The following is a 17739-nucleotide window of genomic DNA, read 5'->3' on the forward strand; positions in this document are numbered from 1 at the left end:
GGCGCGCCCGCCCCCTCACTCGCGGCCCAGCCGGCCCGCCGAGTGGACGCCCGGCTGGTACTTCGGCAGCCGGACGGTGATCTTCATGCCCGCGCCGACGGCCGTCTCGATGACGAGCCCGTGGTCGTCTCCGTAGACCTGGCGGAGGCGGTCGTCGACGTTGGACAGCCCGATGCCGCCCGACGGGCTGACCTCGCGCGCGAGGATGCGGCGCAGCAGGCCCGGGTCCATGCCGGCGCCGTCGTCCTCGATGACGACCAGGGCCTCGGCGCCCGCGTCCTGCGCGGTGATCTGGATGCGGCAGCGGTCGGCCTTGCCCTCAAGACCGTGCTTGACGGCGTTCTCGACGAGCGGCTGGAGGCACAGGAAGGGCAGGGCGACCGGCAGCACCTCGGGGGCGACCTGGAGGGTGACGGCGAGGCGGTCGCCGAAGCGGGCCCGCACCAGCGCCAGGTAGTGGTCGATGGCGTGCAGCTCGTCGGCGAGGGTGGTGAAGTCCCCGTGCCGGCGGAACGAGTAGCGGGTGAAGTCGGCGAACTCCAGCAGCAGCTCCCGGGCGCGCTCGGGATCGGTGCGGACGAAGGACGCGATCACCGCGAGCGAGTTGAAGATGAAGTGCGGCGAGATCTGCGCCCGCAGCGCCTTGATCTCGGCCTCGATGAGCCGGGTGCGGGACTGGTCGAGGTCGGCCAGCTCCAGTTGGACGGAGACCCAGCGGGCGACCTCCCCGGCGGCCCGGACCAGGACGGCGGACTCGCGGGGCGCGCAGGCGACCAGGGCACCGTGCACCCGGTCGTCGACGGTGAGCGGGGCGACCACCGCCCAGCGCACCGAACAGTCGGGGATGTCGCAGGTCAGCCAGAACGCCTCGCCGCGGCCCGTCTCCAGCGGCCCGGCGAGGCGTTCCATGATCTCCGCGCGGTGATGGCCGCCCACACCGTCCCAGACCAGGACCTCCTTGAGGTCGGTCAGGCACAGCGCGTCCGTGCCGAGCAGGGAGCGCAGCTTGCGGGCGGACTTGCCGGCGGTCTCCTCGGTCAGGCCCGCCCGCAGCGGGGGCGTGGCCAGGGACGCGGTGTGCAGGGTCTGGAAGGTGGCGTGCTCGACCGGGGTGCCCAGGCCGCCGAGGCTCTGCGGGCGGGCGGTGCGCCGACCCAGCCAGAAGCCCGCCGCCAGCAGGGGCAGCAGGGCCACGGCGAGGCCCGCCAGGAAACCGCCCAGGGAGCCGCTCACTGCGTCGCCCCCTCGCGCGGCGTCCGGGGACCGCCCGAGGGCAGCGCGCCGGCGGTCAGCGCGTCCGCCGGGCGGCCCTCCCCGCGCAGCTCCTCCGCGCTCAGCTGCTCCGGCAGGTGGAAGCGGGCCAGGATCGCCGCCGTCCCGGCCGGTACCCGGCCCGGCGTGGCCAGGGAGACCAGCACCATGGTGAGGAAGCCCAGCGGCACCGACCAGAGCGCCGGCCAGGCCAGCAGCGCGTGCAGCGCCCCGCCGCCGCCCGGGAAGCCGCCCATGGTGGCGGCGACGGCGAGCAGGGCGGAGCCGCCGCCCACCAGCATCCCGGCCGCGGCGCCGGGCGGGGTCAGCCGGCGCCACCAGATGCCGAGGACGAGCAGCGGGCAGAAGGACGAGGCCGACACGGCGAAGGCGAGGCCGACGGCGTCGGCGACGGGCAGTCCGCCGACCAGCGCGCTCGCCGCCAGCGGCACGGACATGGCGAGGAGGGTGCCGAGGCGGAAGTGCGGCACGCCCCGGGACGGCAGCACGTCCTGGGTGAGGACGCCCGCGACGGCCATGGTCAGCCCCGAGGCGGTGGACAGGAACGCGGCGAAGGCGCCGCCCGCGACCAGCGCGCCGAGCAGGTCGCCGCCCACTCCCCCGATGATCCGGTCGGGCAGCAGCAGGACGGCGGCGTCGGCGTCCCCGGTGAGGGTCAGCTCGGGGGCGTAGAGGCGGCCGAGGGCGCCGTAGACGGGCGGCAGCAGGTAGAAGGCGCCGATCAGGCCGAGCACGGCGACGGTGGTGCGGCGGGCGGCGACGCCGTGCGGGCTGGTGTAGAAGCGCACAACGACGTGCGGCAGGCCCATGGTGCCCAGGAAGGTGGCGAGGATCAGGCCGTACGTGGCGTACAGCGGGCGTTCCGTGCGGCTCTCGGCGCGGGAGGGCGACAAGGCGTCGTCGGCGCCGCGTCCGGCGGCCGGGACCGGGGTGTCCTTGGCGAAGGTGAGGCGGGTGCCGGCCTCGATGCGGTGAGTGCCGGCGGGGAGGCTCAGCCGGGTGCCGTCGTGGGCGCGGCCGTCCACGGTGCCGTCGACGGTGACGGTCAGCGGGCGGTCGAGCTTGAGGGTGAGGCCCTCGTCGACCCGCACGGAGCGCTGCTCGCGGAAGGTGGCCGGTTCCTCGAAGGGGCGGCCGGGCGCGCCGTCGCCCTGCCAGGCGAGCACCAGGAAGAGGGCGGGGACGAGCAGGGCGGTGAGTTTCAGCCAGTACTGGAAGGCCTGGACGAAGGTGATGCTGCGCATGCCGCCGGCGGCGACCACACCGGTGACGACGACGGCGACGATCACCCCGCCGAGCCAGTCGGGGGCGCCGCTGAGCACGGTGAGGGTCAGCCCGGCGCCCTGGAGCTGGGGCAGCAGGTACAGCCAGCCGACCCCGACGACGAAGGCTCCCGCGAGCCGCCGCACCCCCTGGGAGGCGAGCCGCGCCTCGGCGAAGTCGGGCAGCGTGTAGGCGCCGGAGCGGCGCAGCGGGGCCGCCACGAAGAGCAGCAGGACCAGGTAGCCGGCGGTGTAGCCGACCGGGTACCAGAGCATGTCGGGGCCCTGGACGAGGACCAGTCCCGCGATGCCGAGGAAGGAGGCGGCGGAGAGGTACTCGCCGCTGATGGCGGCGGCGTTCAGGCGCGGGCCGACGGTGCGGGAGGCGACGTAGAAGTCGGAGGTGGTGCGGGAGATGCGCAGGCCGAAGGCGCCGACCAGGACGGTGGCCACGACGACCAGGGCGACCGCGGGTATGGCGTAGCTGGAGTTCATCGGTCCTCGACGAGGCGCACGAAGTCCCGTTCGTTGCGCTCGGCACGGCGCACGTACCAGCGGGCGAGGAGGACCAGCGGGGCGTACAGGCCGAAGCCGAGGACGGCCCATTCCAGGCGGCGGGCGTCGGGCAGTGCCGCGAAGAGCAGGGGCAGCGGTCCGACGAGGAGGCCGAGGACCGCGAGGGCGGTGAGGCCGGCGCGCAGCTGGCTGCGCATGAGGGAGCGGACGTAGGTGTGGCCGAGGGTGGTCTGCTCGTCGATCTCGGTGCGCGGGCGGTAGTAGCCGGAGGCCCGCCGGGTGCGCCTGGGCGGGCCGGTGACGGTGACACGGCGCTCGCCGGGGTCCTGGGGCACGGTCACGGCCTCCGCATGAGCAGGTCCCGCAGCTCGCGGGCGTGGCGGCGGCTGACCTGGAGTTCCTCGGTGCCGACCAGGACGCTGACGGTGCCGGCGTCCAGGCGGAGTTCGCCGATGTGGCGCAGGGCGACGAGGTGCCGGCGGTGGATGCGGACGAAGCCGCGGGCCCGCCAGCGTTCCTCCAGGGTGGACAGCGGGATGCGGACGAGGTGGCTGCCCTTGTCGGTGTGCAGGCGGGCGTAGTCGCCCTGGGCCTCGGCGTGGGTGATGTCGTCGACGGGGACGAAGCGGGCGACCCCGCCGAGTTCCACCGTGATGTGGTCGGGGTCGGGTTCGTGGACGGGTATCCGCGGTGAGGGGGGCGTCGCGCCGCGCTGCTCGACGGCGCGGCGCACCGCCTCGGCGAGCCGTTCCCGGCGCACGGGTTTGAGGACGTAGTCGACCGCCTCCAGGTCGAAGGCCTGCACGGCGAAGTCCTCGTGGGCGGTGACGAACACGATCAGCGGCGGCCGCGCGAACCCGGTCAGCAGCCGGGCGAGGTCCAGTCCGTCGAGGCCGGGCATCTGGATGTCGAGGAAGACGACGTCGATGGCGTCCGGCCCGTCGGGGCCCGACTCCAGCGCCCGGTTGATGCGGCGCAGCGCCTCGGTCGCGTCGCTCGCGCCCTCCGCCGCGCCGATGCGGGGATCGGCGTTGAGGAGGTACACGAGTTCTTCGAGCGTGGGGCGTTCGTCGTCGACAGCGAGGGCGCGCAGCATGAGGCTGGAGTGTAGGAGTAATCCGTACGCCTGCACACGGGCCGGGCGTGGGCGTCTCCGCTGGATACAGTGCCCGCATGAACAGCAGGCCCACTCCGTTCGACGAACTCGACCGGAAGATCGTCACCGCCCTGATGACGAACGCCAGGACGTCCTTCGCCGAGATCGGCGCGGAGATCGGGCTCTCCTCGACGGCGGTCAAGCGCCGGGTGGACCGGCTGCGCGAGACCGGCGTGATCACCGGGTTCACGGCGACGGTGCGGCCCGCCGCGCTGGGCTGGCGCACGGAGGCGTACGTGGAGGTGTACTGCGAGGGGGCGGCGCCGCCGCGGCGGCTGGCGGAGGTCGTGCGGGGCTATCCGGAGATCAGGGCGGCGATGACGGTGACCGGCGGCGCGGACGCCCTGCTGCACGTGCGGGCGCGGGACGTGGAGCACTTCGAGGAGGTGCTGGAGCGGATCCGTGCGGAGCCGTTCATCCGCAAGACGATCAGTGTGATGGTGCTGTCCCACCTGATCCCGGACAGTCCGGAGGCGGGCGCGGGCCTGCTGGCTCCGGAGGGCGCAGCAGACGTGCGCTGACCTGGTGGAAGACGCATCGATCGTGCGGCAACACGCAGCCTTTGTCGCTTGTCCGGCGTGGTCGTCGCTTTCTACCGTGGTGTCAACCCAGTTACACACCGTGAGGAGCGGAGGTACCCCTCTGTGCCCGAGTCCCGTGTGCCGCGCCGACGGCGCTTCCTGGTCTGCGAACCCAGGCACTTCGCCGTGCAGTACGCGATCAATCCGTGGATGAGCACCGACCGACCGGTCGATGTCATACGCGCCCTCGACCAGTGGCAGGCGCTGGTCGACGCCTACCGTGCCCACGGCCACACCGTCGACGGCGTCGACCCGGTCCCGGGCCTGCCCGACATGGTGTTCGCCGCGAACTGCGCGGTCGTCGTCGAGGGGCGGGTCTTCGGCTCGCTCTTCCACGCGCCCGAGCGACGCCCCGAGTCCCTGCCCTTCATGGCGTGGTTCAAGACGGGGGGCTTCGAGGTCCAGCTTCCCGAGTCGGTCTGCGAGGGCGAGGGCGACCTGGTCCCGGCCGGCCGCTGGATCCTGGCCGGCACCGGGTTCCGCACCACCCGTGAGGCACATCGGGAGGTGCAGGAGTTCTTCGGCGTGCCGGTGGTCTCGCTGACGCTGGTGGACCCGTACTTCTACCACCTGGACACGGCGCTGTTCGTGCTCGACGACGGGGCGGACGGCACCGAGGCGAACATCGCCTACTATCCCGAGGCGTTCTCGCCGGGCAGCCGCGAGGTGCTGGAGCGGCTGTACCCGGACGCGGTGCTCGCCACCCGCGAGGACGCCATGGCGTTCGGGCTGAACTCCGTCTCCGACGGGCGGCACGTGTTCATCGCGCCCCAGGCCCGTGCCCTGGCCGACCGGCTCGCCGGCCGCGGCTACGTGCCCGTCCCCGTCGACCTGTCCGAGTTCCACAAGGCCGGTGGCGGCATCAAGTGCTGCACCCAGGAGATCCGGGAGACCCGCTCATGACCGCACCCGCCCCCACCCGCGGCTCCGCGGAGCTGATCCGCGCGGAGGAGCCCGTCCTCGCGCACAACTACCACCCGCTGCCCGTGGTCGTGGCCCGCGCGGAGGGCGCCTGGGTCGAGGACGTGGAGGGCCGCCGCTACCTGGACATGCTGGCGGGCTACTCGGCGCTCAACTTCGGGCACCGCCACCCGGCGCTGATCGAGGCCGCCCACCGCCAGCTGGACCGGCTCACCCTCACCTCACGCGCCTTCCACAACGACCGGCTCGCGGGCTTCGCGGAGCGGCTGGCCGCGCTGACCGGTACGGACATGGTGCTGCCGATGAACACCGGCGCGGAGGCGGTGGAGAGCGGCATCAAGGTGGCCCGCAAGTGGGCCTACGACGTGAAGGGCGTCCCGGCGGACCGGGCGACGATCGTGGTCGCGGCGGACAACTTCCACGGCCGGACGACGACGATCGTCAGCTTCTCCACGGACGAGACGGCGCGCGCGGGCTTCGGCCCGTTCACGCCGGGTTTCCGGGTGGTGCCGTACAACGACCTGGCGGCCATGGAGGCGGCCGTCGACGAGACGACGGCGGCCGTGCTGATCGAGCCGATCCAGGGCGAGGCGGGGGTGCTGATCCCGGACGACGGCTATCTGGCCGGGGTGCGGGAGCTGACCCGCCGGGCGGGCTGTCTGTTCATCGCGGACGAGATCCAGTCGGGTCTCGGCCGCACCGGGCACACGCTCGCCGTCGCCCACGAGTCGGTCGAGCCGGACGTGGTACTGCTCGGCAAGGCGCTCGGCGGCGGCATCGTCCCGGTGTCGGCGGTGGTCGGCCGCCGGGACGTGCTGGGCGTGCTGCACCCGGGCGAGCACGGTTCGACGTTCGGCGGCAACCCGCTGGCGGCCGCGGTCGGCACGGCGGTGGTGGAGCTGCTGGAGACCGGCGAGTTCCAGCGCCGCGCGGCGGAGCTGGGGGCAGTGCTGCGCGCGGGTCTGGCCGCGCTGGTCGGCAGGGGCGTCGTCGGCTTCCGCGCGCGGGGGCTGTGGGCGGGGGTCGACGTGGACCCGGCGCTGGGTACCGGCCGCGAAATCAGCGAGCGGCTGATGCGCGAGGGCGTCCTCGTCAAGGACACGCACGGCTCGACGATCCGGCTGGCGCCGCCGCTGACGGTCACCGCCGCGGAGCTGGAGGGGGCGCTCGGGACGCTGGAGAAGGTTCTGACGTCCTGACCAGAGCGCGTCCTACGGAGCGGTTCGGCCCCGGTCGAGCCGCTCCACGCGCGTGACGTTCTCGCGGTCCTCGGCGTCCTCGCTCGGCCCGCCCGCGAACCAGGCGTCGAGGATCTCCCGCAGCAGCGGCGCCGACGTCAGGCGCAGGCTGAGGGCTAGCACGTTCGCGTCGTTCCACCGGCGGGCCCCGTCCGCCGTGTACGCGTCGGCGCACAGGGCCGCGCGGACGCCCGGCACCTTGTTGGCGGCGATCGACGCACCGGTGCCGGTCCAGCAGCACACCACGGCCTGGTCGGCCCGCCCGTCGGCGACCTCGCGGGCCGCCCGCTCCGAGCACACGGCCCACCGGTCGTCCGCCCCGGCACTCAGCGCGCCGTGCGCGAGCACCTCGTGTCCGCGTCCGCGCAGCTCCTCCACGAGGAGCCGGGCCACGGGTTCGTCCATGTCGGAGGAGACGGCGATGCGCATGCGCGCAGGGTACCGCCCGCCCTCTCACCTCATCGGCTCAACCACATGACTGAAGTCACGACCATACCCAGCATGATCGAGGGAAGGGGTACGACCTGAGATTCGTACGACCGAGCAGCGCTCCGGCAGGAGTGGCTGCGCGTGGAAAGGGAGGCCGCCACGTCCCCCACCGACAACGGCCAGGAACCCGACGCCGCGGCGGTGCGCCGCCACCGGGCCCTGTTCCGGGCCATCAAGCGCCGGCAGAACCCCCGGCTGCGCCGGTCGGACATCACCGTCACGGACGAGGCCGCGGTCAAGCGTGCCGTGAAGGCGGCGTCCCTCGGCAATGCCATGGAGTGGTTCGACTTCGGCATCTACGCCTACCTGGCCGGCACCATCGGCCGGGTGTTCTTCCCGTCCGGGAGCGACACGGCGCAGCTGCTCTCCTCCTTCGCCACGTTCGCCGTGGCGTTCCTGGTGCGTCCGCTGGGCGGCATGTTCTTCGGCCCGATGGGTGACAAGATCGGCCGCAAGAAGGTGCTCGCGCTGACGATGATCCTGATGGCGATCGGCACCGCCGCCATCGGACTCATCCCCAGCTACGCCTCGATCGGCTTCTGGGCGCCGGTCCTGCTGATCGTGTTCCGTCTGCTCCAGGGCTTCTCGACCGGCGGCGAGTACGGCGGTGCCTCCACGTTCATCGCCGAGTACGCGCCCGACAAGCGGCGCGGCTTCTTCGGCAGCTTCCTGGAGCTGGGCACACTCGCCGGGTACACCGGCGCGGCGAGTCTGGTCACCGGGCTCACGGCCTGGCTCGGCACCGACGCGATGGACGCCTGGGGCTGGCGCATCCCGTTCCTGGTCGCGGCGCCGCTCGGCATCGTCGGTATCTACCTGCGGCTGAGGCTGGACGACACGCCCGCGTTCCTGAAGCTGGAGGACTCCAGCGTGCACGTCTCGGAGGCGGCGACGGCGGTCGAGACCACCGCCCGGGGCGACCTCGCCAAGATCTTCCGGACCCACTGGCGGTCGCTGGTGCTGTGCATCGCGCTGGTCGGCGCGTACAACATCACCGACTACATGCTGCTGTCGTACATGCCGACGTACCTGTCGGACGAGCTGGACTACAGCGAGAGCCACGGCCTGATGATCCTGGTGGCGACGATGGTGCTGCTGATGCTGATCATCAACCAGGTCGGCAGGCTGTCCGACCGCTTCGGCCGCAAGCCCCTGCTGATGACCGGCATGATCGGCTTCTTCGTCCTGTCCGCACCGGCCTTCGTACTGGTCCAGGAGGGCAGTCTGCTCGCCGTCTCCGCGGGCATGCTGATGCTCGGACTGTCCCTGGTGTGCCTGCTCGGCACGATGTCGGCGGCGCTCCCGGCGATGTTCCCCACCAACGTCCGGTACGGGTCCCTGTCGGTCGGCTACAACCTCTCGGCGTCCCTGTTCGGCGGCACCACGCCGCTGGTCATCACCGCGCTGATCAGCGTGACCGGCTCCGACATGATGCCCGCCTACTACGCGATGGCCGCGGCCCTGATCGGTGTCGTGGCGGTGGCCTGCATGAAGGAGACGGCCCAGCAGCCGCTGGAAGGCTCCCCGCCGTCGGTGCAGAGCGACGAGGAGGCCGCGGAGATGGTGGAGGCGCAGGCGCCGACGCCGAAGTTCTGACGGGAGTACGGCCGGCGGGCCGGGCACGTCCGGTTCCGGGCGGGCCCGGCCCGCACCTACACTGGCAGCCCGGCAGACGCCGGTCGACCAGTGAGAACACGGCGATCGTGCCGTCCCACCGGGCTGAGGAGCGACGCCTTGTTCTACTACGTCCTCAAGTACGTGCTGTTGGGCCCGCTGCTGAGGCTGGTCTTCCGGCCCCGGATCGAGGGCCTGGACCACGTACCGGCGTCGGGGGCGGCCATCGTTGCGGGCAATCACCTCTCCTTCTCGGACCACTTCCTGATGCCCGCGGTGCTCAGACGCCGCATCACCTTCCTCGCCAAGGCCGAGTACTTCACCGGGCCGGGTCTGAAGGGCAGGCTGACGGCGTACTTCTTCCGCAGCGCCGGGCAGATTCCGGTCGACCGCTCCGGCAAGGAGGCGGGTCAGGCCGCGATCCGCGAGGGCCTGGGCGTGCTGGGCAAGGACGAACTGCTGGGCATCTACCCGGAGGGCACCCGCTCGCACGACGGACGGCTGTACAAGGGCAAGGTCGGTGTCGCGGTGATGGCGCTGCGGGCGGGGGTGCCGGTCGTGCCCTGCGCGATGATCGGCACGTTCGAGGCGCAGCCGCCGGGCCGGAAGATCCCCAAGGTGCACCCGGTGGTGATCCGCTTCGGCGAGCCCCTGGACTTCTCCCGCTACGCCGGCATGGAGGGCGAGAAGGCCGTGCTGCGCGCCGCCACCGACGAGATCATGTACGCCATCCTGTCGCTGTCCGGTCAGGAGTACGTCGACCGTTACGCGGCGGACGTGAAGGCCGAGGAGGCTCAGAAGGCGGCGCAGGGACGCCGGTTCCCCCGCCTTCCGCACCGCTAGAGGGCTGTTGACGGCAGGGCCCGGGGCGGGCCGTCTGCTGTCGGCAGAAGGCCGTGGCCGGAACCGGGGGACTTGCCTACGGTCGGCGTATGACACGCGCAGTGGTGATCGGGGCGACGGGGCAGATCGGACGCATGGCCGTGGGGGCACTGGCCCGGGACGGCTGGGAGGTGGCGGCCGTCTCGCGGGGCGGCGACCGGGACGCGCGGTGGCCGCGGGACGTACGGGTGGTACGGGCCGACCGGGAGGACGACGCGGCGCTGTCGGCGGCGGTCGGCGAGGGCTGTGACGTCCTGGTGGACACGGTGGCGTTCGACGCGAGGCACGCACGGCAGTTGACCGCACTCGCCGGTCGGGTCGGCTCGGCCGTGGTCGTCTCCAGCATCTCGGTCTACGAGGACGACCAGGGCCGGAACTTCGACACCCAGTCCGAGCCCGACGGCTTCCCCAACTACCCGGTGCCGCTCGCGGAGGCGCAGCGCACCGTCGAGCCGGGCGACGCCTCGTACAGCACCCGGAAGGTGGCGCTGGAGCGTGAACTCCTCGCGGCGGGCGACCGGTTGCCGGCGACCCTGCTGCGGGCGGGCGCGGTGCACGGTCCGTACTGCCGGACCCCGCGGGAGCTGTACTTCGTCAAGCGCAACCTCGACGGCAGGCGCCGGCGGGTACTCGCGTACGGGGGCCAGAGCCGCTTCCACCCGGCGAGTGTGCACACCATCGCCGAGCTGATCCGGCTGGCCGCGCCCCGGCCGGGCAGCCGCGTCCTGAACGCGGTCGACCCGGACGCGCCGACGGTGGCGGAGATCGCGGCGGCCGTCGACGGGGTGATGGGCGTGGAGACCGAGGACGTCCTGGTGGACGGGGAGCCGCCCGCAAAGACCGTGGGCGACACGCCGTGGTCGGTGCCCGCGCCCGTCGTGTGCGGCATGAGCGAGGCGGAACGCCAGTTGGGCTACCGCCCGGTGGGCCGGTACGCCGACCATCTGGCGGAGACGGTCGCCTTCATCGAGGAGCGGCTGACCGGACGCGACTGGCGGGAGGCGTACCCCAAGATGTTCCAGGCGTACGGCGACCTCTTCGACTACGCGGCCGAGGACGCCTGGTTCGCGGCGCGCCGGGGCTGAGAACGGCCGAAGGGGCGGCCGTTCGGACCGGCCGCCCCCATCGGTCGCGCGAGTGTCAGAGCTTGGGCGTGGCGTGCGGGGCGCAGGTCACGTCCTTGGTGTCCACCTTCCCGGTGAGCAGATAGGTGTCGACCCGGTCGTTGACGCACGGGTTGACCAGCCCGGTGACGCCGTGCGAGCCGGCGTCCCGCTCGGTGATGAGGCGGGATCCCTTGAACCGCTTGTGCAGTTCGACGGCGCCGCCGTACGGGGTGGCCGCGTCCCGTTCGGACTGGACGATCAGCACCGGGGGGAGGCCCCTGCCGGTCTTCACGTCCACCGGGGTGCGCTGCTTGACCGGCCAGGTGGCACAGGGCAGGTTCATCCAGGCGTTGGCCCAGGTCATGAACGGGTGGTCGCGGTGCAGCCTGGTGTTGTCGGCGTCCCAGGTCCGCCAGTCGGTGGGCCACTGGGCGTCGGCGCACTCGACGGCCGTGTAGACGGCGTTGCCGTTCTCGGACGAGGCGTTGCCCGCGGTGTCGGAGGGGTCCGGCGCGGCGGCGTCGACGAGGGCCTGGGTGTCACCGGCGACGTACTTGCCGAAGACGGTCGCGATGGGTGCCCACGCGGAGTCGTAGTAGGGGGCGCTCTGGAAGAAGGAGATCAGCTCGGCCGGGCCGACGACGCCGCCGAGGGGTTCCTTCGCGGCGGTGGCGCGCAGCTTCAGCCACTGCTCCTGGACCTCGGCGCGGGTGTCACCCAGGTGGAAGGTGGCGTCGTTCTTGGCGACCCAGTCCTGCCAGTCCTTCCAGCGCTGCTCGAAGGCGACGTCCTGGTCCAGGTTGGCCTGGTACCAGATCTTCTCGCGGGACGGGTTGACGACGCTGTCGACGACCATGCGGCGCACGTGGCCGGGGAAGAGGGTGCCGTAGACGGCGCCGAGGTAGGTGCCGTAGGAGACGCCGAGGAAGTTGAGCTTCTTCTCGCCGAGGGCGGCCCGGATGACGTCGAGGTCGCGTGCGGTGTTCGGCGTGGTCATGTGCGGGAGCATCTCGCCGCTGCGCTCGAAGCAGCCGTCGGCGTACTCCCGGGCGAGCTTGCGCTGGGCGAGCTTGTCGGCCTCGGAGCCGGGCACGGGGTCCATCTTGGGCGCCTTGACGAACTCCTGCGGGTCGACGCAGGAGATCGGCGCGGACTTGCCGACGCCGCGCGGGTCGAAGCCCACGAAGTCGTAGGCCTCGGCCGTCTTGGCCCACACCGCGCTCTTGCCGGTGACGCGGGCCGGGAAGCGCAGTCCGGAGCCGCCCGGGCCGCCGGGGTTGTAGAGGAGGGCGCCCTGGCGCTGGCTCCTGGTGCCGGTGTTGCCGATGCGGTCGACGGCGATCTCGATCTGCTTGCCGAACGGCTTGGCGTAGTCGAGCGGCACCGTGACGTAGCCGCACTGGATCGGCTTGGGGAGGTTCCAGTCGGCGGGGCAGTCCTGCCAGTCGACCCCGGCGCGGGCGGCGCGGGCGGCGGCGATGACGGCACCGCGGGCCTCGCGGTCCCAGCCTTGCGCGGAGGGCTGCCCGGACGCGGGTGCGGCGCTCGCGGTGGGTGCCGTGACGGCACCGGCTATCAGCGTGGCGGTGACCAGCGCTCCGGCCGTGCCGAACGCCGTCGCCCTCCGCCGCACTCTGCTCTTGCTCAAGTGGCCCTCCCCGTACGTGTTCGTGACAAGTACGGGGATCCTCGCGGCTGTGCGTCGACTGAGAACAGACCATGTATGACTTCTTTGCCAATCCGATAAACGGAGAAAGGCGTTCGCTAGTCGCGTCCCAGCGCTGCCAACGCCCCGTCCAGCAGCCGCCGCAGCCGCAGCGCGTCCGGCGCCACCGCGGTCACCAGCACGGCGGGGCCGGCCAACGGCATGACGGCCGCGCCCTCCTCGAACACCCGGGCGGCCGGCGGCTCCTTCGCGAATCCGGGCCGTACGACGACCAGCTGGCCGACGGCACGGTGTCCGGCGAGCCCCGCGGGCCCGTCCCAGCCGGCCGGGGCGCCGGGCCCGCAGGCCAGTTCCTGGTCGAGGACGCCGCGCCCCTCGATCCGTACCGTCAGACGGCTGGTGAGGCGGCCCGGTTCCTCCCCTGCCCGGCCGAGCACCTGCTCCTCGCGCAGCAGCAGCCGGGCTCCGGCGGCGAGGTCGACGCACGTGCCGACGTACAGGTCGCTGCCGTGGGCGGAGATCAGCTGCTCGGGCAGCCAAAGCAGTTCGGCGTCCTCGCCGACGGTGAGCCGGACGTCGTAGCGGGAGCCAGCCTTATCCTGCCCCGGCAGGGCGAGGGTGGCGGCGGCCGAGCCGACCCGCAGCCGGGCGCCCCGGGCCGCCTCGGCCGTCACCGTGAAGTGGTCGCCGCCGAGCGGCCCGCTCATCGCCCCGACCAGCATCACCCGGGCCTCGGCACCGCTGCCCCGGGTCCGGCGCACCGCGAGCGGTCCCCCGCCCTCCAGCACAGGCAGGACGGTCCCGCCGCGCCCGTCGCCGCGGGCGAGGACCCGGGCCCTCGCCCGCACGCCGCCCGGGCTGGTCACGCGGTCCACGCGGCGATCCGCCCCCTGACCCAGTCGGCGACCTCGCCCACCCCGTCCTCGCCGCGCAGCGACTGCAGGACGACGGGCAGTTCACCCCGCTGCGCCTTGGCGTCCGCGGCCATCCGCGCGAGGTCGGAGCCGACGTGGGGCGCGAGGTCGGTCTTGTTGACGATCAGCAGGTCGGCGGTGGCGACGCCGGGCCCGCCCTTGCGCGGGATGTCGTCGCCGCCGGCCACGTCGATCACGAAGATCTGGGCGTCGACGAGCCCCTTGGAGAAGGTGGCGGTGAGGTTGTCCCCGCCGGACTCCACGAGGACCAGGTCGAGCGGCCCGACCTCGTCCTCCAGGTCCTCCACGGCCTCCAGGTTGGCGGAGATGTCGTCCCGGATGGCGGTGTGCGGGCAGGCCCCGGTCTCGACGGCGGTGATCCGCTCGGGCGGCAGCACCGCCTCCCGGAGCAGGAACTCGGCGTCCTCGCGGGTGTAGATGTCGTTGGTCACCACGGCGAGCGACAACTCCTCGCGCAGGGCCCGGCAGAGCGCGGCGACGGTGGCGGTCTTCCCGGACCCGACGGGCCCACCGAGCCCGATCCGCACCGCCCGGCGCGTGCCGTCGGGCCGCCGGGCGTCGGCGGAGACGGCGGCGGGGACTTCGTGGTGATGGTCAAGATGCATAAGACGGCTCCTCGGCAACTCTGGTGTGCTTGCAGCCCGTCCGGCGCTTGAGGACGAGGCCGTCCAGGCCGACGGGGGTCCAGGGGGCGAAGCCCCCTGGCGGGGTCGAAGGGGCGGAGCCCCTGGGGTCGGGAAAGGGAAGGGGCGGCGGGGCGGACAACGCTCTACGAGGCGAACAACCGAACCGCCCACCCCGCATGCGCCTCCGCCGCGATCTCCAGCAACGGCGCCGACCGCGCGGGCAGCACGTCGACACCGTCGGCCAGGACGCGCCCCGCCGCCTCCACCGCGTCCCGCGCCACCAGGTCCACGTCGTCCGCAAGCCGCGCCAGCACCCCCGTCGCGTCGAACGGATCGAGGCTGAGCAGCCGCACGACCGCGGTGGCCGGCCCGCTCACCCCCTCGTAGGCGGAGCAGTACGCCGCGTCCAGCGCCCCCAGCCCGGCCGCCCGGGCGGCGACCCCCAGCACGACGGGCTGATGCGCGCCCTTGGGGAACCTCCCCGCCAGCGCGTCGAGTTCGGGATGCGGCCAGGTCGCCCGGGCGGCCCGCATCAGCTGCCGCCCGAGTCTGCGCGCCACCCCCCGCAGGGCGGGCGACGGGGTACGGGCGTCGGCGGCCCGGTCGAGCCCGACGGGGTCCGCACCGAGGGCCGCGGCCGCCGCGAGGGACGCCGCGACGGCGCCGCTCGTGTGCAGCCGCCCCCGGCAGAACTCCTCCAGGCTCACGGCGTCGGTCACGCGTCCCGCCCGCACGGCGGCCTCCGCCCCGCCGGAGTGGGCGTGCCCTCCGGCGGGGAAGCGGCCGTCCGCGAGGACGAGCAGTGCTGCGCGGCTCATCCCGGCGCTCAGAAGAGGAAGTACCGCTGGGCCAGCGGCAGTTCGGCGACGGGTGCGGGCTCGACGAGTTCGCCGTCGATGGTCACCGCGAAGGAGTCCGCGGCGACCTCCACGCGGGGCAGCGCGTCGTTCTCCCGCATGTCGGCCTTGGTACGGCCGCGCGTCGACCGGATCGGCACCAGCTCCCGCCCGAGTCCCAGCCGTTCCGCCAGTCCGTCCTCGACGGCCCGCTCGGCCACGAAGGCGACCGAGTTGCCGGCCGGCGCCGTCCCGTGGGCACCGAACATCGGGCGCGGCAGGACCGGCTGCGGGGTCGGGATGGAGGCGTTCGCGTCGCCCATCTGCGCGTACGCGATCTGCCCGCCCTTGAGGACGAGCTGCGGCTTCACCCCGAAGAACCGCGGCTCCCAGAGCACCAGGTCGGCGAGCTTGCCGGTCTCGACGGAGCCGACCTCGTGCTCGATGCCCTGCGCCACGGCGGGGTTGATCGTGTACTTGGCGACATATCGACGTGCACGGTGGTTGTCGGCCCGTGTGTCGCCGGGCAGGAAGCCGCGGCGGCGCTTCATCACGTGCGCCGTCTGCCAGGTCCTCATGATCACCTCGCCGATGCGTCCCATGGCCTGCGCGTCCGAGGCCATGATGGAGATCGCCCCCATGTCGTGCAGGACGTCCTCCGCGGCGATGGTGCTGGGCCGGATCCGGGACTCGGCGAAGGCCAGGTCCTCGGGGACGGCGGGGTTCAGGTGGTGACAGACCATCAGCATGTCGAGGTGTTCCTCGACGGTGTTGACGGTGTGCGGCCGGGTCGGGTTGGTGGAGGCCGGCAGCATGTTGGGCAGTGAGACCGCGGTGATCATGTCGGGTGCGTGGCCGCCGCCCGCGCCCTCGACGTGGAAGGCGTGCAGGGTGCGGCCCGCGACCGCGTCGAAGGTGTCGCCGACGAAGCCCGCCTCGTTCAGGGTGTCGGTGTGGACGGCGAGCTGGACGCCGGACTCCTCGCAGACGTCCAGGCACGCGGAGATGGCTGCGGGGGTGGCACCCCAGTCCTCGTGGATCTTGAAGCCGAGCACCCCGGCGCGCAGCTGGTCGCGCATGGAATCCTTGGACATGGTGCTGCCCTTGCCCAGGAAGCCGATGTTGACGGGGCTCGACTCCAGCGCGGCGAACATCCGCGCCAGGTGCCACGAACCCGGGGTGACGGTGGTCGCCTTGCTGCCCTCGGCCGGGCCGGTGCCGCCGCCGATGAGGGTGGTGACGCCGGACGCCAGGGCCTCGTCGACGGCGGTCGGCGCGATGAAGTGCACGTGGGTGTCGATGCCGCCCGCGGTGAGGATCTTGCCGTTGCCCGCGACGACCTCCGTCTCGGGGCCGATGACGAGACCGGGGTGGACGCCGTCCATCGTGTCCGGGTTGCCGGACTTGCCGATGCCGGTGATCCGTCCGTCGCGGATACCGACGTCGGCCTTGACGATGCCCCAGTGGTCGATGATCACGGCACCGGTGACAACGGTGTCGGGGGCGCCTTCGGCGCGGGTGGCGCGCGACTGGCCCATGGATTCGCGCAGCACCTTGCCGCCGCCGAAGACGGCCTCGTCCCCGGAGCGGCCGGGGCCTCCCGCGCGGTCCTCCTCGATCTCGACGAAGAGGTCGGTGTCGGCGAGGCGGATCCGGTCTCCGGTGGTCGGGCCGAACAGGTCGGCGTAGGCGCCGCGGGACAGCTCAGGCATCGAGGGCACCTCCGGTCGCGCCGCGCAGGCCCATGACGACGCGGGCTCCCGCGAGGGGGACCAGTTCGACGTCGACGGGAATGCCGGGCTCGAACCGGACGGCGGTGCCGGCGGCGATGTTCAGCCGGGTGCCGTGCGCGGCGGTGCGGTCGAACTCGAGACCGGGGTTGGCCTCGGCGAAGTGGTAGTGGGAGCCGACCTGGACGGGCCGGTCGGCGGTGTTGAGAACGGTCAGACGGGTGACCGGGCGCCCCTCGTTGAAGGGGACCGGCGCGTCGGCGAAGAGGATCTCTCCGGGAATCATGGCCGCCGCCCCCGTCAGACGATCGGTTCGTGGACGGTGACCAGCTTGGTGCCGTCCGGGAAGGTGGCCTCGACCTGCACGTCGTGGATCATCTCGGGGACTCCCTCCATGACCTCGTCGCGCTGGAGCACCTTGCGTCCGGAGGACATGAGTTCTCCCACGGTCCGCCCGTCCCGGGCGCCTTCGAGGATGTGCGCGGTGATCAGCGCGACGACCTCGGGGTGGTTGAGCTTCACGCCTCGCGCGCGGCGCTTCTCCGCCACGTCCGCGGCCACATGGATGAGCAGTCTCTCCTGCTCGTGCGGGGTCAGTTGCATGTACCACCTCACAGGACATGACGCCGGGACCGGACGGTCCGGGCTGCCGCGGCCACCGCGACGGCTCTAGATGTAACACACACGAATGGGCCGCGGTGCACCTGCCATTTGTTCGAAAACCGCAGGTGGACAGGGGTGGAGAGTACGTCTGAAGTGTTTCCGCCGTGTGACCCGGTTTTGACCGACTGATTACCGGGGCCGTCCGCGGGCCCTAGAGATCGTCTTCAAAGGTCAGATCCAGAGCAGGATTGAGGCGATGGTGACGACGGCTTGGTAGGACTCGCGGGTCTTGTCGTAGCGAGTGGC

General features: G+C 72.7%; 18 protein-coding genes. 6 read left to right on the plus strand and 12 right to left on the minus strand.

Translation table 11 applies throughout. The features are described from left to right. Window positions 1-15: 15 nt before the first annotated feature. From ACFW01_RS10525 to ACFW01_RS10540, 4 genes are read right to left on the minus strand one after another with little or no spacing between them, the layout of a single operon-like run. Window positions 16-1221, minus strand: a complete 1206-nt coding sequence (locus ACFW01_RS10525) for a histidine kinase (protein ID WP_234957651.1) — start codon at window positions 1219-1221, stop codon at window positions 16-18. A gap of 8 nt (window positions 1222-1229) precedes the next feature. Next, complete coding sequence (locus ACFW01_RS10530) at window positions 1230-3029, minus strand: cation acetate symporter (RefSeq protein ID WP_384502959.1); 1800 nt, start codon at window positions 3027-3029, stop codon at window positions 1230-1232. Beyond that, window positions 3026-3385: a hypothetical protein gene (locus tag ACFW01_RS10535; protein WP_161332471.1), complete on the minus strand. Its 360-nt coding sequence runs from the start codon at window positions 3383-3385 to the stop codon at window positions 3026-3028. The genes ACFW01_RS10530 and ACFW01_RS10535 overlap by 4 nt, the downstream gene beginning before the upstream one ends. A gap of 2 nt (window positions 3386-3387) precedes the next feature. After that, window positions 3388-4146 (minus strand): LytTR family DNA-binding domain-containing protein, encoded by a 759-nt coding sequence (locus ACFW01_RS10540; protein WP_234957518.1) that lies wholly within the window; start codon window positions 4144-4146, stop codon window positions 3388-3390. Window positions 4147-4223: 77 nt separating this feature from the next. Between ACFW01_RS10540 and ACFW01_RS10545 the strand changes: the two genes are divergently transcribed. The 3 genes from ACFW01_RS10545 to rocD all read left to right on the plus strand — a co-directional run bounded on the left by ACFW01_RS10545 (window position 4224) and on the right by rocD (window position 6907). After that, a complete protein-coding gene (locus ACFW01_RS10545; RefSeq protein ID WP_122620898.1) occupies window positions 4224-4727 on the plus strand; it encodes an Lrp/AsnC family transcriptional regulator in 504 nt (167 codons plus the stop codon). 123 nt (window positions 4728-4850) lie between these two features. Continuing rightward, a complete protein-coding gene (gene ddaH / locus ACFW01_RS10550) occupies window positions 4851-5690 on the plus strand; it encodes a dimethylargininase (RefSeq protein WP_234957519.1) in 840 nt (279 codons plus the stop codon). Then, on the plus strand, window positions 5687-6907 hold the full coding sequence (gene rocD, locus ACFW01_RS10555; protein ID WP_384502962.1) for an ornithine--oxo-acid transaminase: 1221 nt from the start codon (window positions 5687-5689) through the stop codon (window positions 6905-6907). Before ddaH ends, rocD begins: the two co-directional genes overlap by 4 nt. Window positions 6908-6919: 12 nt before the next feature. On the opposite strand, the gene ACFW01_RS10560 is transcribed toward rocD, so the two are convergent. Beyond that, window positions 6920-7375 carry an RpiB/LacA/LacB family sugar-phosphate isomerase gene (locus tag ACFW01_RS10560; protein WP_122620901.1) on the minus strand — a complete coding sequence of 152 codons (456 nt, stop codon included), beginning with the start codon at window positions 7373-7375 and terminating at the stop codon, window positions 6920-6922. Window positions 7376-7516: 141 nt separating this feature from the next. Here ACFW01_RS10560 and proP point away from each other — a divergent pair, with 141 nt between their 5' ends. The 3 genes from proP to ACFW01_RS10575 all read left to right on the plus strand — a co-directional run bounded on the left by proP (window position 7517) and on the right by ACFW01_RS10575 (window position 11016). Beyond that, entirely contained in the window at window positions 7517-9031 is a 1515-nt protein-coding gene (gene proP / locus ACFW01_RS10565; protein ID WP_234957521.1) for a glycine betaine/L-proline transporter ProP, read from the plus strand. A gap of 138 nt (window positions 9032-9169) precedes the next feature. Then, window positions 9170-9892 carry a lysophospholipid acyltransferase family protein gene (locus ACFW01_RS10570; protein ID WP_384502965.1) on the plus strand — a complete coding sequence of 241 codons (723 nt, stop codon included), beginning with the start codon at window positions 9170-9172 and terminating at the stop codon, window positions 9890-9892. Between the two features lie 89 nt (window positions 9893-9981). Continuing rightward, window positions 9982-11016 (plus strand): NAD-dependent epimerase/dehydratase family protein, encoded by a 1035-nt coding sequence (locus ACFW01_RS10575; RefSeq protein ID WP_384502967.1) that lies wholly within the window; start codon window positions 9982-9984, stop codon window positions 11014-11016. 55 nt (window positions 11017-11071) lie between these two features. Here the strand turns inward: ACFW01_RS10575 and ACFW01_RS10580 are convergent, their stop codons facing one another. The 7 genes from ACFW01_RS10580 to ACFW01_RS10610 all read right to left on the minus strand — a co-directional run bounded on the left by ACFW01_RS10580 (window position 11072) and on the right by ACFW01_RS10610 (window position 17433). Continuing rightward, on the minus strand, window positions 11072-12685 hold the full coding sequence (locus ACFW01_RS10580) for an alpha/beta hydrolase (RefSeq protein ID WP_384502969.1): 1614 nt from the start codon (window positions 12683-12685) through the stop codon (window positions 11072-11074). 116 nt (window positions 12686-12801) lie between these two features. Further along, the gene (locus ACFW01_RS10585) at window positions 12802-13578 is read right to left on the minus strand and encodes an urease accessory protein UreD (protein ID WP_384502971.1); all 777 of its coding nucleotides are present in this window, start codon (window positions 13576-13578) and stop codon (window positions 12802-12804) included. Beyond that, window positions 13566-14243 carry an urease accessory protein UreG gene (gene ureG / locus ACFW01_RS10590; protein ID WP_234957526.1) on the minus strand — a complete coding sequence of 226 codons (678 nt, stop codon included), beginning with the start codon at window positions 14241-14243 and terminating at the stop codon, window positions 13566-13568. Before ureG ends, ACFW01_RS10585 begins: the two co-directional genes overlap by 13 nt. Before the next feature lie 164 nt (window positions 14244-14407). Further along, on the minus strand, window positions 14408-15082 hold the full coding sequence (locus tag ACFW01_RS10595) for an urease accessory UreF family protein (protein ID WP_234957527.1): 675 nt from the start codon (window positions 15080-15082) through the stop codon (window positions 14408-14410). A gap of 8 nt (window positions 15083-15090) precedes the next feature. After that, a complete protein-coding gene (locus ACFW01_RS10600; RefSeq protein WP_384502973.1) occupies window positions 15091-16812 on the minus strand; it encodes an urease subunit alpha in 1722 nt (573 codons plus the stop codon). Continuing rightward, window positions 16805-17116 carry an urease subunit beta gene (locus ACFW01_RS10605; RefSeq protein ID WP_125490856.1) on the minus strand — a complete coding sequence of 104 codons (312 nt, stop codon included), beginning with the start codon at window positions 17114-17116 and terminating at the stop codon, window positions 16805-16807. The genes ACFW01_RS10600 and ACFW01_RS10605 overlap by 8 nt, the downstream gene beginning before the upstream one ends. A 14-nt stretch (window positions 17117-17130) precedes the next feature. Further along, on the minus strand, window positions 17131-17433 hold the full coding sequence (locus tag ACFW01_RS10610) for an urease subunit gamma (protein WP_064726706.1): 303 nt from the start codon (window positions 17431-17433) through the stop codon (window positions 17131-17133). Window positions 17434-17739: the final 306 nt, after the last annotated feature.

Source organism: Streptomyces sp. NPDC058985 (assembly GCF_042740985.1).
Classification (GTDB): Bacteria; Actinomycetota; Actinomycetes; order Streptomycetales; family Streptomycetaceae; genus Streptomyces.

What these genes read in the sequence shown, in the direction of transcription:
- ACFW01_RS10545 (WP_122620898.1), top strand. Translation starts at nt 4,224, where the DNA reads ATGAACAGCAGGCCCACTCCGTTCGACGAACTCGACCGGAAGATCGTC.
- ACFW01_RS10610 (WP_064726706.1), bottom strand. Translation starts at nt 17,433, where the DNA reads ATGCAACTGACCCCGCACGAGCAGGAGAGACTGCTCATCCATGTGGCC.
- ACFW01_RS10600 (WP_384502973.1), bottom strand. Translation starts at nt 16,812, where the DNA reads ATGCCTGAGCTGTCCCGCGGCGCCTACGCCGACCTGTTCGGCCCGACC.
- ACFW01_RS10595 (WP_234957527.1), bottom strand. Translation starts at nt 15,082, where the DNA reads ATGAGCCGCGCAGCACTGCTCGTCCTCGCGGACGGCCGCTTCCCCGCC.
- ureG (WP_234957526.1), bottom strand. Translation starts at nt 14,243, where the DNA reads ATGCATCTTGACCATCACCACGAAGTCCCCGCCGCCGTCTCCGCCGAC.
- ACFW01_RS10605 (WP_125490856.1), bottom strand. Translation starts at nt 17,116, where the DNA reads ATGATTCCCGGAGAGATCCTCTTCGCCGACGCGCCGGTCCCCTTCAAC.
- ACFW01_RS10540 (WP_234957518.1), bottom strand. Translation starts at nt 4,146, where the DNA reads ATGCTGCGCGCCCTCGCTGTCGACGACGAACGCCCCACGCTCGAAGAA.
- rocD (WP_384502962.1), top strand. Translation starts at nt 5,687, where the DNA reads ATGACCGCACCCGCCCCCACCCGCGGCTCCGCGGAGCTGATCCGCGCG.
- ACFW01_RS10560 (WP_122620901.1), bottom strand. Translation starts at nt 7,375, where the DNA reads ATGCGCATCGCCGTCTCCTCCGACATGGACGAACCCGTGGCCCGGCTC.
- ACFW01_RS10575 (WP_384502967.1), top strand. Translation starts at nt 9,982, where the DNA reads ATGACACGCGCAGTGGTGATCGGGGCGACGGGGCAGATCGGACGCATG.
- ACFW01_RS10530 (WP_384502959.1), bottom strand. Translation starts at nt 3,029, where the DNA reads ATGAACTCCAGCTACGCCATACCCGCGGTCGCCCTGGTCGTCGTGGCC.